Genomic DNA, 15,909 nt, shown 5'->3' on the forward strand with positions numbered 1-15,909 from the left:
GAGGAAATCAACATGGTATCAGTTAACGATTTAAAAACAGGATTGACAGTCAAAACATCTGACGGTTCGATTTGGCAAGTCATCGAATTCCAACACGTAAAACCAGGTAAAGGTGCAGCATTCGTTCGTACAAAAATGCGTAACTTGCGCAACGGAGCGATCCAAGAAACAACGTTCCGCGGTGGAGAAAAAATCGAACGTGCGCACATCGAGCGTAAGCGTATGCAATATCTCTATCCAATGGGCGACACGTATGTCTTCATGGACAATGAATCATACGAGCAACTTGAGTTGACGAGCGAACAAGTGAAAGCAGCGCTTCCTTACTTGCTTGAAAACATGGAAGTCAGTATCGCGGACTACAATGGTGAGATTCTTGGAATCGAGCTTCCGACGAGCGTAGTGTTGACAATCATCGAAGCAGACCCAGGCGTCAAAGGGGACACAGCATCGAACGTGAAGAAAAACGCGACAGTTGAAACAGGTCATGTGATTCAAGTACCACTTTTCATCGAGCCAGGTGAAAAAGTGACAGTTGATACACGTACTGGAGAGTTCATGGGTCGTTACAACGGTTAATCTGAAAGAGTGTTCATTCGAATGAATGGGCACTCTTTTTTTCTCGTTGCATTCATTGGTCTGACCAGTTATAGTGAAGAGGAGATTAGTACCAGGTATAAACAGGGGGTAAGAAAGATGCAAATCGATCAAATCAAAGAGCTCATTCAACTATTGGACCAGTCAACGGTTCATGAAATGGAGCTTGAAACATCTGATTTCAAACTGTCATTAAAGAAAGAAGCGCAAGCGGTCATGAGCGCGCCTGTGATGCAGACACAAGCAATCGCGCCACCTGCGCCTGCTCCTCAAGCAGAAGAACATCAAGAACAATCGACGCCAGAACAAGCGTCTTATCGTACAATCACCTCTCCAATGGTCGGAACGTTTTATTCCCGTCCAGCTCCGGATAAAGAAGCCTTCGTCAACGTAGGTGATCGAGTGGAGTCAGGACAAATCGTCTGTATTCTAGAGGCGATGAAACTGTTTAACGATGTCGAAGCGGAAATCAGTGGCGAAATCGTAGAAGTGCTCGTCGCAGATGGCGATCTCGTCGAATTCGGTCAACCGCTCTTCAGCGTGAAGTGAGGTCGTTATGAAATTATTAATCGCTAACCGTGGAGAAATCGCGGTTCGAATCATACGTGCTGCAAAAGAATTGAATATTCCGACGGTCGCTGTTTTTTCAGAAGCAGACCGTGAAGCGTTACATGTTCATTTGGCCGACGAAGCATACTGTATTGGACCAAATCCGTCCAAAGACTCGTATTTGAACATTCCAAACATCTTGTCGGTCGCATGTGCCGTGGACGCGACGATGGTGCACCCTGGATATGGATTTTTAGCTGAAAACGCTGAATTTGCCGAGATGTGTGAGGCGTGTGGCATTCAATTTGTCGGGCCGAGTAGCTATGCCATCCGCAAGATGGGAATCAAGGATGAGGCCAAACGAACGATGATTGAGTCAGGTGTGCCGGTCGTCCCGGGTTCTAGCGGTGTCGTCACGGATGAAGAGGCCGTAGAACTTGCGCGCGAGATGGGCTATCCAGTCATCATCAAGGCGACGGCAGGTGGTGGGGGACGCGGTATTCGGGTCGCCCGAAACGAAGACGAACTCATCCAAGGGTTGGTCGCGACACGCAAAGAGGCGAAGCAGGCGTTCGGTAACGGAGACGTGTATCTCGAGAAATTTATCGAGTCGTTCCGTCACGTAGAAGTGCAAGTTCTCGCTGACCAATTCGGGAATGTGATTCATTTAGGCGAGCGTGATTGCACGATTCAACGACGGATGCAGAAGCTCGTTGAAGAAGCGCCATCACCTGCGATTGACGAAGCAACACGTCAAATGATGGGAGATGCGGCAGTCAAAGCGGCGAAAGCGATTCAATATTCTGGAGCGGGAACAATCGAGTTCATCTATGTTCCAGAATCCAATGAGTTCTATTTCATGGAAATGAATACGCGGATTCAAGTCGAGCACCCGGTCACGGAGATGATCACCGGATTCGATCTCGTGCAAGCACAATTAGAAGTGGCACTCGGGCATCCGCTCGCCATCTCTCAAGAAGACATCACGTTCTCTGGGCATTCGATTGAATGCCGGATCAACGCAGAAGACCCGTTCATGGACTTCCGTCCGATGGCGGGGAAAATCGATCAATACATCGTCCCAGGTGGTATGGGCGTTCGGGTGGACAGCGGTCTATATGCAGGAGCGATGATTCCTCCGTTCTACGACTCGATGGTCGCCAAATTGATCGTACATGCGCCGACGCGCGACGAGGCGATTTTAAAAATGTTACGCGCTTTAGACGAGTTTACGGTTTCGGGAATCAAAACGACGATTCCGTTCCATCAACAAGTGATGGCACATGAACAGTTCCGAATCGGTACATTCGACACGAAATTTGTCGAAAAAGAAATGTCATTGGCGAAATAACAACAACCAGGAAGCCCGAACATTATTTCGGCTTCCTGGTTTTTTGTACTGAATTTATGAGTGCTTTATGCTAAACTATCACAATGAAAGCATGTAAAAGGAGAGTAACTGAATGAAACGTCATGAAGCACGAGAGAAAGCGATTCAAACGCTTTTTCAAATCGAAGTATCTAAATTAGAGGTGGACGAAGCCATCGAATTCGCATTGGACGGGCAAGAGTCTGATCCGTTTTACGAACAACTCGTCACAGGAACGCTAGAGCATCAAGAGGATATCGACGCTTTGCTCGTCGAAAACTTGAAAAACTGGCGCTTGGATCGTCTAGGCAATGTCGAACGTACGATTTTACGTATGGCGACGTTTGAATTGCTATACGTTGAAACGATTCCAGAGAACGTCACCATCAACGAGGCGGTCGAACTCGCGAAATCGTTCGGAGACGAAGAAGCCGGTAAGCTCGTAAATGGCGTACTCGGCAACATTATTAAAGAAGACTAAAAAATAGAGATAAGACACCAGACCAACTACAGAAAAACCTAAAGACAACGGGGGATGAGAGAGATGGCAGTAGTGATCGACGGGAAACAAGTGGCAGCATCATATCGAGAAACGTTAAAAGAGCGTGTGACAGCACTTCGTGCACGCAACATCGTACCGAAATTGAAAGTAGTATTGATTGGGGATGACCCAGCAAGTCATAGCTATGTACGCGGGAAAGAACGGGCAGCACAAGAAATCGGAATCGATTCGCAAGTGCTCCGTTTTGATGAGACGATTAGCGAGAAAGAATTGCTCGACTTGATTGACTTGATGAATGAGGATGAGGAAGTACACGGGATTCTCGTGCAACTTCCACTACCAAAACACATTGACGAATCACGAGTCATCATGCGCATCTCTCCTGAGAAGGATGTAGACGGCTTCCATCCTGAGAACGTCGGAAAGATGATGCTCGGTCTTGATACGTTGCTTCCATGTACACCACACGGCATTTTGCATCTCGCAAAGACACAAACTGAGATTGCTGGGAAACACGTCGTGGTCGTCGGTCGCAGTCAAATCGTCGGAAAACCAGTCGGCATGTTGTTCTTGAATGAATCTGCTACGGTCACGTACTGTCACTCGAAAACGAAAGACCTTGGAGAAATGACAAGACAGGCTGACATCTTAATTGTCGCAGTTGGGCGTGCAGGTCTCGTTACTGCAGACATGGTCAAACCTGGTGCGCTCGTCATCGACGTCGGCGTCAACCGTGTCGAAGGTCGTCTTGTTGGCGATGTCGACTATGAGGCCGTCAAAGAGAAGGCGAGTGCGATTACGCCGGTTCCTGGCGGTGTCGGTCCGATGACGATCACGATGCTCATGCACAACACGGTCGAGGTAGCGTCACGTGGCTAACCCACTTCCGGTCTCCGAAGTTGTTCGATATGTGAAGCGACAACTCGATGATGATGTCTTGCTTCGACAAGTCGCGGTCATCGGTGAGATCTCGAATTTTAAACGCTATTCATCTGGTCATTGTTATTTCACCTTGAAAGATGATGCGTCCCGCATGAAAGCCGTCATGTTTTCTCGAGATGCGAAACAGCTTCAATTCGAACCGAAAGATGGAATGAAGGTCATCGCCGTCTCAAGAGTGACTATGTATGAAGCGACCGGTGACGTTCAATTGTACGTCGAACTGATGCGTCAAGACGGAATCGGTTTATTATACGAACAGTATGAGGCGAGAAAGCGTGAACTTGAGGAGAAGGGTTGGTTTGATGTAGACCGAAAACAACTCCTTCCGACGTTTCCTGAGCGGATCGGAATTGTCACATCTCCGAAAGGGGCAGCGTTACATGATATCGCGACCACACTTCGGCGTCGTGCGCCCCACGTTGCCATCACATTCGCCCCTGTGGCCGTACAGGGCGAAATGGCTGCCCCGCAAGTGGCATCTGCCATTCGTTGGATGAATGAACGGACCGACTGTGATGTACTCATCGTCGGCCGTGGTGGCGGCTCGATTGAGGAATTGTGGGCGTTTAATGAGGATGTCGTGGTCGAAGCCATCTATGCGTCGACCATCCCGATCATCTCTGCTGTCGGTCACGAGACAGATTATACGCTCGCTGATTTTGTCGCAGATGTTCGGGCCGCAACTCCGACAGCGGCGGCCGAACTCGCCACAGCGATGATTGACGCACAGCGGAAAGATGTAGAGCGTCTAGACAACCATCTGCATAAAGCCGTTAGGATTCAACTCGATGATTCTCGGAACCGTGTAGACCGGATGATTAACAGTTATGGCTTGAAATCACCACGTTATACGATTTCTCAAAAACGAGAACGTTTTGCACAATCGGAGATTCGCCTTGAGCAAGGGATGAAGCGACATCTTTCCGAAGCGACTCATCAACTCCGTCAGTTGTCACAACAGCTTGATGTGAAACGGTTCTCAAAAACCTTGTCGCAACAAGGAGAACAGGTCAATCAAATGGTCGATCGACTTCATCGGACGAAACCATTAGAACAATCGAAACGACAATTTACACAACAGGTAGGAAGATTGCATGCGGTCAGTCCGCTCGCCGTCCTATCACGGGGCTACACGTTCATTGAACAAGATGGAGCATATGTGCAAAATGTGAAAGAATTACGCGATGGAGACATCTCGATTCGTTTTCGGGACGGTCACGCTGTCGCTGAAGTGAAGGAGAGGATTGTTGGTGACGAAACAAGAACAGACGTTTGAAGCGGCACTTGAACGACTCGAACAGATTGTCGCGCAACTTGAGACTGGTGACGTACCATTAGAGGAAGCGATGACTTTATATGAAGAAGGTGTCCGGTTATCTGCTTTGTGCCAGACAAAACTCTCGGCCGCTGAAAAGAAAATGGACGAAATACTCGAGTTAGACGGTACCCTTCGTGAAAAAGGAGGGTCTGCATGAACCGCACGGATGGTTTGAACAAATGGAAGCGAACTGTCGAAGAATCGATGCGTTCGCTCATTGAGGCGAGTGACATGCCGACGCGACTTCGCGATGCGATGGTCTATTCATTAGAAGCGGGCGGAAAGCGAATCCGTCCCGCACTTGTCTATGCTGTTCTAGAAACGTACGGTGTTCCACTCGAGCGAGGTGGCGAGGTAGCGGCGACGCTCGAGATGGTCCATACATATTCACTCATTCACGATGATTTGCCGGCGATGGATGATGATGATCTTCGCCGGGGTCGACCGACGAATCACCGACAGTTTGATGAGGCGACTGCCATTTTAGCAGGAGATGCGCTTTTGACGGATGCATTTCGCATTCTTGCGCAAATGTCGCTCCCTGCTGAAGAAATCGTCGAAATCATTCGCGTTTTCGGTCTAGCAGCTGGTAGCTCTGGCATGGTCGGCGGTCAGTTGGACGATATGCTCGCTGAGAAACGGAGTGACGTCACGTTACAGGAACTCCAGTCGATTCATGAACGAAAGACGGGTGCACTGCTCGTCTATGCGCTTGAAGCAGGTGGGATCCTTGCCGGTGTGTCGGAGGAAGATCGGACACAATTAAAACAATTCGGTCGACATCTGGGCATCGCATTTCAGATTCAAGACGATATCTTAGATGTCGTCGGGGACGAACAGACAATCGGGAAACGTGTCGGTTCGGATGAAGAGAATGAAAAAACGACGTATCCGAAACTGCTCGGATTAGACGGGGCGAAGCGTGCACTCGATGCAGAAGTAGAGGCAGCGACCTTTGCTATTGAGTCACTTTCGATTCAAGCTCCGCTATTATTAGACTTGTTGGCGTTTGTGGTGAAACGAAATCATTGATCCCGGTGACACGATGAGCACATCGTGTCACCTTTGTTTTGGGGAATGTGTGGCATCTACCGTCACATTCTTGTAAAATGTAAGGTACGAATCAGTAAAATGTGAGGAGAAAGGATGGTCATTATGGACTTGACATCCATTCAAGACCCGTCATTCCTGAAAAGGATGTCTGTAACCGAACTCGAATCACTCGGCTCAGATATTAGACGATTCTTGATTGAAAAATTGGCAGTGACGGGAGGGCATTTAGCGCCAAACTTAGGAGTTGTGGAGTTGACGCTAGCCCTGCACCGTGTATTTGACAGTCCGAAAGACCAACTTGTATGGGACGTCGGTCATCAGGCGTACGTTCATAAAATTTTGACAGGACGTACGAGCCAGTTTGATACCCTTCGACAATACAACGGGTTGTGTGGGTTCCCTAAACGTTGTGAGAGTGAACATGATGTATGGGAAACTGGCCACAGTTCGACGTCGCTTTCAGCAGCAATGGGGATTGCAATCGCAAATGAATTAAAAGGACGTGCGAATGATCGTGCCATTGCCATCATCGGTGATGGAGCGTTAACTGGAGGAATGGCGCTCGAGGCATTGAACCACATCGGTGCCGAGAAGCAGAATGTCATTGTCATCTTGAACGACAATGAGATGTCTATCGCGCCGAACGTTGGGGCGATGCATAATATGCTCGGTCGAATCCGTGCGTCACGTAAACTGAAGCATGCACGTGAAGAGATGGAATCGATCATCAAGCACATTCCACTCGTCGGCAATTCACTCGAACGAAGTGGGGAGCGAGTAAAAGATTTATTGAAATCTGCACTCATTCCAGGCACATTTTTTGAAGAACTCGGTTTCACTTACTTTGGACCGACTGACGGCCATGATTTGAAAGACTTGCTTGAGACACTCGAATATGCGAAAAAAATCGATGGACCGGTTCTCGTTCACGTCATCACGAAAAAAGGGAAGGGTTACCGTCCCGCTGAGTTAGACGGTGTTGGAACGTGGCACGGTTTAGGACCTTACAAGATTGAGTCAGGCGAAGTGATCAAAGGAAAGCCTAAAGGACCGAGTTATTCGAAAGTCGTCGCAGAGACGATTACGAAAGTGGCAGAGTCGGATGAGCGGGTGACGTTGATCACGCCTGCAATGAGTGTCGGTTCGAAACTCGACTGTTTCACGAAAAAATTCCCGGAACGCATGTTTGACGTCGGGATTGCCGAACAGCATGCGGTAACGCTAGCAGGAGGTCAGGCGACACAAGGTTTGAAACCAGTCGTCTCGATTTACTCAACATTCTTCCAGCGTGCGTACGACCAACTCGTCCATGACATTTGTCGTCAAAACTTGAACGTTGTATTCACGATTGACCGTTCAGGACTTGTCGGGGCAGATGGAGAGACGCACCAAGGTGTATTCGATATCGCCTTCATGCGTCACGTACCGAACATTCGAATTTTGATGGCGAAAGATGAAGAAGAGTTACAACAACTCGTTTACTCCGCGCTTCGTTACGATGATGGACCGATTGCAATCCGCTTCCCTCGTGGCGAAGGGATTGGCGTACCAATGAGTGATACGCTCCAAGAAATCTCACTCGATGATTGGGAAGTCGAGGCGGAAGGAACGGATGTCGCCATTTTGACGTTCGGACCACAAGTTCAAGACGGGTTAGAAGTACGTTCATTATTAGAAGGCAAGCTCAGTGTGCGCGTCATCAATTGTCGCACGATCAAGCCGCTCGATGATGCAATGCTCACTTCTTTATATGCAGAGGGCATTCCGCTCGTGACACTTGAAGAAGCAGCACTCGCAGGTGGTTTTGGAAGCAGTGTGTTAGAACATGCGATTGAAACAGGAGCGTTCCCGCGGATTCAACGCCTCGGGATTCCAGACCGATATATCGAGCACGGCGGCGTCAACCAACTTTTAGAAGAGATTGGTCTCCGACCAGCCCAAATGGCGGAATCGATTGAACGGTTCGTAATGGAGACAAATCGACAGAATGTGTGAGGGATTATGGAAAAAAGAACGAAAACAAGATTAGATGTACTACTCGTCGAACGCGGTCTCGCTGAAACACGAGAGAAGGCGAAACGGGCTGTCATGGCCGGTCTTGTCTACAGCGGGACCGAACGTCTGGATAAAGCAGGCGATAAAGTGTTTGACGATATCCCTCTTGAAGTGAAAGGTCAAGTTCTACCGTACGTCGGACGAGGCGGACTTAAACTTGAGAAAGCTCTGCAAGTATTCCCGCTCGACGTTCAAGGCCGCGTGGGGATTGATATCGGTTCCTCTACGGGAGGATTTACAGATTGTGCGCTTCAAAACGGGGCGACACAAATGTATGCGGTCGATGTCGGGTACAACCAGCTAGCATGGAAGCTTCGGAGCGATGACCGTGTCATCGTTATGGAACGAATGAACTTCCGTCATGCGACAGCCGATCAATTCCCGGTCAAACCTGATTTTGCGACGATCGATGTTTCTTTCATCTCACTTCGTCTCATGGTGCCACCTCTTAAAGCGATTTTAAAGAAAGAAGGGGTCGTCATGGCGCTCGTTAAACCTCAATTCGAAGCCGGTAAAGCCGACGTCGGAAAGAAAGGGATTGTGCGAGACCGTGACGTACATGAGCGTGTGGCGAGTGATATGGTTCGCTATTTTGCATCGGAAGGATTCTTCGTCGAAGGATTGGATTACTCCCCAATCACGGGTGGAGACGGAAATATTGAATTCCTCCTATTCGCCCGTTATACGGGAGTAGGCGGGATCGAACCATCCCTACGAGTCGAAGACGTGGTGGATACGGCACATGCCAAACTAAAGGGATAAGCAATGGCTACAGGCAGATTTGTCTGTAGCTTTTTCTTATCGACGAAGAAGAGATGGGGAATGGTGGAAATACCCACTGGAATGCTAGACCTTTTTTCGACAATACTTTAGAATGATAATGTGTATGTGAAACGAAGAATGAGGTGTCAGCGCTTATGAATAAAGGACAGCGATTGATTAAAATTCGAGACATCGTGACGAATCGTGAAATCGAAACGCAAGATGAATTAGTAGACGAACTTCGTCGCCTAGGATATCCCGTCACACAGGCGACTGTATCTCGGGATATTAAAGAATTACATTTAGTGAAAGTTCCTTTGAATGACGGACGATACAAATACAGCTTGCCTGCGGATCAGCGTTTTAACCCGTACGGAAAAATGAAGCGCATCCTCGGTGACAGCTTCGTCTCGGTCGACTCAGCTCAAAACTTGGTTGTCATGAAAGTACTACCAGGTAACGCGGATGCAATCGGTGTCTTGATTGACCATCTGTCATGGGACGAATTGATTGGAACAGTTTGTGGAGATGACACGATTCTCATGATTGCTCGCGATGAGGAGAAAGCGAAACAAATCATCGATCGACTACTCGGAATGTTATGAGGTGAAAGTACGTATGTTGGCAGAACTATCAATCAAACAGTTTGCGATTATCGACGAATTAAACATTCCGTTTAATCGGGGCATGACCGTTCTCACGGGTGAGACAGGTGCCGGTAAATCGATTTTGTTAGATGCGATTGGGTTGCTTGTTGGAGGACGTGGATCGAGCGAATTCGTTCGTTATGGTCAGGATAAGGCCGAAATCGAAGGAATGTTCATGGTTGAATCGGATCATCCGGTCATTGAGGCGGCCGAACAATACGGCATCGAAATCGAGGACGGGACAGTTATTTTGCGCCGAGACTTACATAGTAGCGGGAAAAGCGTCTGCCGTGTGAATGGGAAGATGATGCCACTCTCGACGCTACGTGAATTCGGTCGCTTGCTTGTAGATATTCACGGTCAGCATGAGCATCAACACTTGATGGACTCAGAATTTCACTTAGGCATTCTCGACCATTATGCCGAAAAGGAAATCGCTCCATTATTAGAGGAGTATCAGACAGCGTACGCAGCTTGGAAGCAAGTCGCGGATGAACTGAAGCGACTCAGTCAAAGTGAACAAGAGCTTGCACAGCGCATGGACTTATTATCGTTTCAAACGAAAGAAATTGAAGCGGCTGAACTAAAAGAGGGTGAAGAACAGGCGTTAATGGAAGAACGGGATGAATTAGCGAACTTTGAACGCATTCATCAACACATTCGCATGTCTTATGAGGCGGTCGCGGAAGATTCGAACGGACTTGACCAAATTGGGGTCGCAATGCGCGAGATGGAAGAAGCTTCTCAATTGTCCTCTTCCCTCGCATCTGTGTCAGAGACAATCTCGAATGCTTATTATTTGCTCGAAGATGCGAAATTTCAGTTACGAGACCAACTCGACTCACTTGAGTTCGATCCGATTCGGTTAGATGAAATCGAGTCGCGTCTAGCGCTGTTCCAACAGCTCAAGCGGAAATATGGCACGACAATCGAAGAAGTCATCGCTTACGGTGAACAAGTATCCGATGAATTGAAATCGATGACGAATCGTGAGGAGTTGCTGCAAACACTGTCAGAAGACCTTTTGCGATTAGAGAAAGTCGCAAAAGAGGCAGGCGCACGACTGTCAGCGTCACGTAAAGCGGCGGCTGAGTCCCTTCAGCACGACATCCATCGAGAATTGAAAGAATTATATATGGAGAAAACAGCGTTTGAAGTCCGATTCCGAACGACGCCATTAAAACAAGACGGTCTTGATGATGTCGAGTTTTATATGATGACGAACGTCGGGGAACCATTCAAGCCACTTGCAAAAGTGGCTTCAGGTGGTGAACTTTCCCGTGTCATGTTAGCTCTTAAATCAATCTTTTCCCGCACGGTCGGAGTCGCATCGATTATCTTTGATGAAGTCGATACAGGAGTATCAGGGCGTGTCGCACAGGCGATGGGAGAAAAAATCTTCCGTCTGTCTGTCGGGTCGCAAGTGTTGTGTATCACGCACTTAGCTCAAGTTGCTGCAATGGCAGATCAGCACCTATATATCACGAAGACGGAAACAGACGACCGGACGAAGACAAACGTTGCCACTCTCGACCGCGAGAGCCGGATTGACGAGCTAGGTCGAATGATTGCTGGTATTCAAATGACAGACTTGACGAAGCAACATGTTGAAGAGTTGCTCGAAATGTCACAGCAAGTAAAACAGAAGTTCATCAAAGGAGTGTCATAAGTGATTACATTATGTATTGCGGACGACAATCGAGAAATCGTCGATTTGTTGAGCCGACAACTAGAATCTGAGCCTGATCTCCGTGTCGTTGGAACAGCGCACGATGGTGAAACGTGCTTGGAGGTCGTCAAGACACACCAACCGGATGTACTCTTACTCGATATTATTATGCCTCATTTGGATGGAATCGGAGTATTGCAACGTTTACATGAAGAGTTCGGGGATGATAAGCCAGAAGTGATCATGTTGAGTGCGTTCGGAAAAGATGAAGTGACGAAACAAGCGGTTCAATTGGGTGCCTCTTACTTTCTCGTCAAACCTTTCAATATCCAACAACTATTGACGAAAATTCGTGAGTTGTCGGATGGTGCGAATCGCGAATTCGAAGGAATGTCTCCAGACGAAATTGAAATTTCGCTCTTGCTCCAACAGCTTGGGATTTCTCCTCGAATTAAAGGGTTCAAGTATATCCGCCAAGCCGTCATTTACGTACGCGAGCGTCAAGATTTGCTTGGATTGATTACGAAGGAATTGTATCCGATGGTCGCAAAAGAGCATGATACGACTTCGTCACGTGTAGAGCGGGCGATGCGTCACGCCATCAAGACGGCGTGGGAGAATGGCATGCGCGATCATGAGATGTTTGAAGGGCGACCTGAGCGTGAGCGGAGTCCGAAGAACTCGGAGTTCATTTCATATTTCGTCACCTACTTGTCGTTTAAAAGCAACTGAATCGTTCAAAAGGACTAAGCCGTTTGATGGTTTAGTCCTTTTTGTAAAATAATCAATAAAAAATTTATTTACTTTATGAAAGAAAGCGCTTGCAAAACGAGAGTGTTTTGTTATAATTAAGGTGTACCAAGTTACTTGGACAAGCGTCAGATGAACGCTTTTCAAACTTGTTCCGGAGCAATGTTTGAAGAAACAAAATCATCTCGGTTCGCTATCCGACAATAGCTCAGAGGTGGGAACGACATCTCAAGTCGTTAATGTCCCGACGTGAGGTCGCGACAGTCGCTCATTCGCGAGACGATTCTATCATCAACTCGAAGCTAGGGGTTGATATAGGAAAAACGAATCGTTCAGTTAACCAAAAGGAGTGTTGTCAACCGTTGAATAGTTTATGGCAAGCGTTCGACTTCACGATGGATGGTTGGACATGATCCGATAACAAAAAAAGTTAGTAACTCGAATGGAAGTGTTCCGTTCACGCAAGACGGCAGTTACTAAAGTTCTTTCATACTTCTTCATTAAGAAGACGTTGGATCTCATGTCAATGGAAGTAAAGCAGTTGGAAAGGAGATCATCCGTAGTGATCACAATTCAATACGAATAAAAGGTTCCGCACTTGAAATGAAGTCAAGTTAGGGAACCTTTTTTTGTGCGCTTATGAGTCGAGTCGTTGAACTTTACCTGTTTTTTTGTCACGGTTAAATATATAGCCAGCTACAAATCCGATCCCGCCCATGGCGAGCAGAAGTCCAAAAGTCCCCTGCAACATGGAGGCGGCAGCGAGTGAATCAATCCATGTGAATGGTCCACTCGTCTTCAAAAAGAAGCTATCACGAAGTAATTTGATTCCGTAAACACCGAGTAAACCAGGGACGATTAAGATTAGAAGCGCGATGAAACGCATGCAATCTCCTCCTTTACCATACATTATTTTAACAGAAATTCATTCATTCCACACTGTCTATTTTTAGGCGGCTTGCGCATCATGTTTGGATTCAGTAGCATGAAGATGAGAAGAGAGAAAGATGGGGGTATTCGTATGAATAAACGGTTGATGATTGTCGGGGCAGGAAAAGGGGGGACGGAAGTTCTGAACATGTTGATGGACTCTCCGCTTGCTACAATCGTGGCGGTCGTGGACTCCGATGCATCGGCTGAAGGAATCGCACTTGCCAAAAGTTATGGAATTGCCGTGACGGACAATTGGACAAAATATGCGGATGCAGCATTGGACTTTGTCATTGAGACGACAGGGCAGCATCAAACGTTTGAAGAGTTGAAGGATCATTATCAAGACGCAGTTGTGTTGCCGGGAGAGTTTATTCGAATCGTTGTCGAGCGATTGAAACAGAATCAACAGATGCTTGAGGCAATCATCGAGTGTACGAGTGAGGCGATTTCGGTAGCCGATCATCACGGCAACACCATATTGATCAATCCGTCTTACACACGATTGACGGGATTCAAAAAGGAAGATGTCGTCGATAAGCCTGCCACTGCCGACATCGGGATGCAGGAGAGTGTACATTTGAAAGTATTATCGACGGGGCAGGGTGTTCGAGATATTCGGATGCAAATCGGGGCGACGCGACGTGACATCCTTGTAAATGCCGAACCGATCATCGTTGAGGGGAAATTGCGAGGTTCGGTCGGCGTCATTCGAGACGTGTCTCAAATACGTGCGCTGCGTGATGAATTACAAGAAGCGAAAACACGCATTCGAAATCTAGAGGCGAAATATCAGTTTGCCGATATCATCGCGACAAGTGATACGATGCGATTCGTCATCGATCAAGCGAAATTGGCAGCTGTGACCCCGGTGACAGTATTGATTCGCGGAGAATCGGGAACAGGAAAAGAACTGTTCGCCCATGCCATTCATGGGGAGTCCCCTCGGAAATTCAAAAAGTTTATCCGGGTAAACTGTGCAGCCATTTCACCCACGCTTCTCGAAAGTGAACTGTTCGGATATGAAGATGGTGCGTTCAGTGGTGCGAAGCGTGGTGGAAAGACAGGTTACTTTGAGGAGGCAGACGGCGGCTCGCTCTTTTTGGACGAAATCGGAGAACTGCCACTCGATGTCCAAGTGAAGCTTCTGCGTGTCCTTCAAGAAAATGAGATTGTACGAGTCGGAGGGACGACGGCGATTCCGATTGATGTCCGCATCATCGCTGCGACGAATGCCGATCTTGAACAGAAAGTGGCAGATGGGACCTTCCGTGAAGATTTGTACTATCGCATCAATCGCATGCCCATCCATATCCCTCCCCTTCGTGAACGGTTGAATGAACTCGAGGCACTTTGTGACCGGATCATTCGAAAGTTAAATCAAGAATATGGTCGGAGTGTTCAAGGGGTGGATGAAGATGCCCTCATGCTTCTAAAAAGTCAGCATTGGAAAGGGAACGTCCGAGAACTTGAGAATGTGATTGGTCGGGCGATGATTTATATGGCGAGCGCGGAACAATGGATTGCTCCACATCATTTACAATTATCACCTCGCACGCCAACTCAGAAAGTCGTCGAGTCTCGAACGCTCCATGAGGCGGTTGCGAAATATGAGCGCGATTTGATTGAACGAACAATCGAAGAAACTGGTGGAAATAAGTCAGAAGCTGCTCGTCGTTTAAAAATTTCGATTCGGACTTTATATAATAAATTAGAAACCATGCAATAAAATGCATGAACTTTTATGCATGGTAAGCATTTATTTGCATGGTCATCCGCATAATAAAGCGCTTACAATTTAGGAAGCAAACTTGCTTATGTTATATTGTAGAGAGCAAGGGGGGACAATGATGAATTTTGAACGGATGCTGACGAACGCAAAACAACTAGAGGGTTGTACGGTATCCATTGCGGGGGCAGCGGATGAAGAAGTAATCCGAGCCGTAAAACTTGCCACAGATCATGGATTGTCACGTTTCATTTTATTTGGTGAAGCCCGGGAAATCCGAAAGTTATGTGAACAGTATGGAATCGATGAGTCAGACGTCGATATTTTACATGCAAAAGGTGACGTAGAGATTGCCAGACGTGCTGCACTAGCCGTGAAAAACAAAGAGGCGGATGTGCTCATGAAAGGGATGGTGTCGACATCGACATTCATGAAAGCCGTCCTCAATCGAGAGGCCGGTCTTCGGACGAACCGTACACTCAGTCATATCGCACTCTTTCAAATTCCAAATCGGGAAAAATTGATTGGTGTGACCGATGCTGCAATCCATATCGCGCCAACGCTCGAAGAAAAGGTCGAAATCATTCATAATGCGGTAGAAGCGATGCATGACATCGGTTACGAATCGCCAAAAGTCGCAGCGATTGGGGCTGTTGAGGTTGTCAACCCTCAGATGAACGCGACGCTCGATGCCGCATTGCTCAGTCAGATGAATCGTCGGGGACAAATCAAAGGCTGTATCGTAGATGGACCGCTTGCCCTTGATAACGCGGTCGATATGGTTGCAGCGAAACAAAAAGGAATTAATAGTGAAGTGGCGGGGCAAGCAGATTTATTAGTCGTACCGTACATAGAGGTCGGCAACGTCCTTTATAAATCAATCATGTATTTCGCAGAGGCGAGCGTTGCGGCGATTGTCGTTGGCGCATCTGCCCCTGTCGTATTGACGAGTCGTGCCGATACAGCGGAGGCGAAACTTTATTCCCTCGCATTCGCTTTGTTACATGCCAAAAACTAATCGTACTTAACAGGAGGAA

The 15,909-nt window shown here is 47.6% G+C and carries 16 protein-coding genes; 15 read left to right on the forward strand and 1 reads right to left on the reverse strand.

The window, feature by feature from the left end; all coding sequences use genetic code 11:
• Positions 1-12: 12 nt before the first annotated feature.
• From efp to spo0A, 13 genes are all read left to right on the forward strand, one after another.
• Positions 13-579, forward strand: a complete 567-nt coding sequence (efp, locus tag KNP62_RS01350) for an elongation factor P (RefSeq protein ID WP_214692975.1) — start codon at positions 13-15, stop codon at positions 577-579.
• 117 nt (positions 580-696) lie between these two features.
• Positions 697-1,146 carry an acetyl-CoA carboxylase biotin carboxyl carrier protein gene (gene accB / locus KNP62_RS01355; protein WP_214782403.1) on the forward strand — a complete coding sequence of 150 codons (450 nt, stop codon included), beginning with the start codon at positions 697-699 and terminating at the stop codon, positions 1,144-1,146.
• Between the two features lie 7 nt (positions 1,147-1,153).
• Entirely contained in the window at positions 1,154-2,497 is a 1,344-nt protein-coding gene (gene accC / locus KNP62_RS01360; protein ID WP_214748033.1) for an acetyl-CoA carboxylase biotin carboxylase subunit, read from the forward strand.
• Positions 2,498-2,609: 112 nt separating this feature from the next.
• Entirely contained in the window at positions 2,610-2,996 is a 387-nt protein-coding gene (gene nusB, locus KNP62_RS01365; protein ID WP_214692966.1) for a transcription antitermination factor NusB, read from the forward strand.
• Positions 2,997-3,059: 63 nt separating this feature from the next.
• Positions 3,060-3,896 carry a bifunctional methylenetetrahydrofolate dehydrogenase/methenyltetrahydrofolate cyclohydrolase FolD gene (gene folD / locus KNP62_RS01370; protein WP_214782406.1) on the forward strand — a complete coding sequence of 279 codons (837 nt, stop codon included), beginning with the start codon at positions 3,060-3,062 and terminating at the stop codon, positions 3,894-3,896.
• Positions 3,889-5,235, forward strand: a complete 1,347-nt coding sequence (gene xseA, locus KNP62_RS01375) for an exodeoxyribonuclease VII large subunit (protein WP_214782409.1) — start codon at positions 3,889-3,891, stop codon at positions 5,233-5,235. Before folD ends, xseA begins: the two co-directional genes overlap by 8 nt.
• Positions 5,210-5,434 (forward strand): exodeoxyribonuclease VII small subunit, encoded by a 225-nt coding sequence (gene xseB / locus KNP62_RS01380; protein ID WP_074033298.1) that lies wholly within the window; start codon positions 5,210-5,212, stop codon positions 5,432-5,434. Before xseA ends, xseB begins: the two co-directional genes overlap by 26 nt.
• Positions 5,431-6,309: a polyprenyl synthetase family protein gene (locus KNP62_RS01385; protein ID WP_214782412.1), complete on the forward strand. Its 879-nt coding sequence runs from the start codon at positions 5,431-5,433 to the stop codon at positions 6,307-6,309. The genes xseB and KNP62_RS01385 overlap by 4 nt, the downstream gene beginning before the upstream one ends.
• A gap of 123 nt (positions 6,310-6,432) precedes the next feature.
• Positions 6,433-8,325: a 1-deoxy-D-xylulose-5-phosphate synthase gene (gene dxs / locus KNP62_RS01390; RefSeq protein WP_214784014.1), complete on the forward strand. Its 1,893-nt coding sequence runs from the start codon at positions 6,433-6,435 to the stop codon at positions 8,323-8,325.
• Positions 8,326-8,331: 6 nt separating this feature from the next.
• Entirely contained in the window at positions 8,332-9,147 is an 816-nt protein-coding gene (locus KNP62_RS01395; RefSeq protein WP_214782415.1) for a TlyA family RNA methyltransferase, read from the forward strand.
• Between the two features lie 155 nt (positions 9,148-9,302).
• The gene (gene ahrC / locus KNP62_RS01400) at positions 9,303-9,752 is read left to right on the forward strand and encodes a transcriptional regulator AhrC/ArgR (protein WP_214748051.1); all 450 of its coding nucleotides are present in this window, start codon (positions 9,303-9,305) and stop codon (positions 9,750-9,752) included.
• A 13-nt stretch (positions 9,753-9,765) separates the two neighbouring features.
• Positions 9,766-11,463: a DNA repair protein RecN gene (recN, locus tag KNP62_RS01405; protein WP_214782418.1), complete on the forward strand. Its 1,698-nt coding sequence runs from the start codon at positions 9,766-9,768 to the stop codon at positions 11,461-11,463.
• Entirely contained in the window at positions 11,464-12,195 is a 732-nt protein-coding gene (gene spo0A, locus KNP62_RS01410) for a sporulation transcription factor Spo0A (RefSeq protein ID WP_214782420.1), read from the forward strand. It abuts the gene before it with no gap.
• Positions 12,196-12,850: 655 nt separating this feature from the next.
• On the opposite strand, the gene KNP62_RS01415 is transcribed toward spo0A, so the two are convergent.
• Positions 12,851-13,099: a DUF2627 domain-containing protein gene (locus KNP62_RS01415; protein WP_074033291.1), complete on the reverse strand. Its 249-nt coding sequence runs from the start codon at positions 13,097-13,099 to the stop codon at positions 12,851-12,853.
• A gap of 135 nt (positions 13,100-13,234) precedes the next feature.
• Here KNP62_RS01415 and KNP62_RS01420 point away from each other — a divergent pair, with 135 nt between their 5' ends.
• Entirely contained in the window at positions 13,235-14,872 is a 1,638-nt protein-coding gene (locus KNP62_RS01420) for a sigma 54-interacting transcriptional regulator (RefSeq protein ID WP_214782423.1), read from the forward strand.
• A 121-nt stretch (positions 14,873-14,993) separates the two neighbouring features.
• Complete coding sequence (gene yqiS / locus KNP62_RS01425; protein WP_214748064.1) at positions 14,994-15,890, forward strand: phosphate butyryltransferase; 897 nt, start codon at positions 14,994-14,996, stop codon at positions 15,888-15,890.
• Positions 15,891-15,909: the final 19 nt, after the last annotated feature.

The sequence above is a fragment of the Exiguobacterium sp. s183 genome (genome assembly GCF_018617655.1).
GTDB lineage: Bacteria > Bacillota > Bacilli > Exiguobacteriales > Exiguobacteriaceae > Exiguobacterium > Exiguobacterium aestuarii_A.

What these genes read in the sequence shown, in the direction of transcription:
- recN (WP_214782418.1), top strand. Translation starts at nt 9,766, where the DNA reads ATGTTGGCAGAACTATCAATCAAACAGTTTGCGATTATCGACGAATTA.
- folD (WP_214782406.1), top strand. Translation starts at nt 3,060, where the DNA reads ATGGCAGTAGTGATCGACGGGAAACAAGTGGCAGCATCATATCGAGAA.
- nusB (WP_214692966.1), top strand. Translation starts at nt 2,610, where the DNA reads ATGAAACGTCATGAAGCACGAGAGAAAGCGATTCAAACGCTTTTTCAA.
- accB (WP_214782403.1), top strand. Translation starts at nt 697, where the DNA reads ATGCAAATCGATCAAATCAAAGAGCTCATTCAACTATTGGACCAGTCA.
- KNP62_RS01415 (WP_074033291.1), bottom strand. Translation starts at nt 13,099, where the DNA reads ATGCGTTTCATCGCGCTTCTAATCTTAATCGTCCCTGGTTTACTCGGT.
- yqiS (WP_214748064.1), top strand. Translation starts at nt 14,994, where the DNA reads ATGAATTTTGAACGGATGCTGACGAACGCAAAACAACTAGAGGGTTGT.
- KNP62_RS01385 (WP_214782412.1), top strand. Translation starts at nt 5,431, where the DNA reads ATGAACCGCACGGATGGTTTGAACAAATGGAAGCGAACTGTCGAAGAA.
- efp (WP_214692975.1), top strand. Translation starts at nt 13, where the DNA reads ATGGTATCAGTTAACGATTTAAAAACAGGATTGACAGTCAAAACATCT.
- ahrC (WP_214748051.1), top strand. Translation starts at nt 9,303, where the DNA reads ATGAATAAAGGACAGCGATTGATTAAAATTCGAGACATCGTGACGAAT.
- accC (WP_214748033.1), top strand. Translation starts at nt 1,154, where the DNA reads ATGAAATTATTAATCGCTAACCGTGGAGAAATCGCGGTTCGAATCATA.
- KNP62_RS01420 (WP_214782423.1), top strand. Translation starts at nt 13,235, where the DNA reads ATGAATAAACGGTTGATGATTGTCGGGGCAGGAAAAGGGGGGACGGAA.
- KNP62_RS01395 (WP_214782415.1), top strand. Translation starts at nt 8,332, where the DNA reads ATGGAAAAAAGAACGAAAACAAGATTAGATGTACTACTCGTCGAACGC.
- dxs (WP_214784014.1), top strand. Translation starts at nt 6,433, where the DNA reads ATGGACTTGACATCCATTCAAGACCCGTCATTCCTGAAAAGGATGTCT.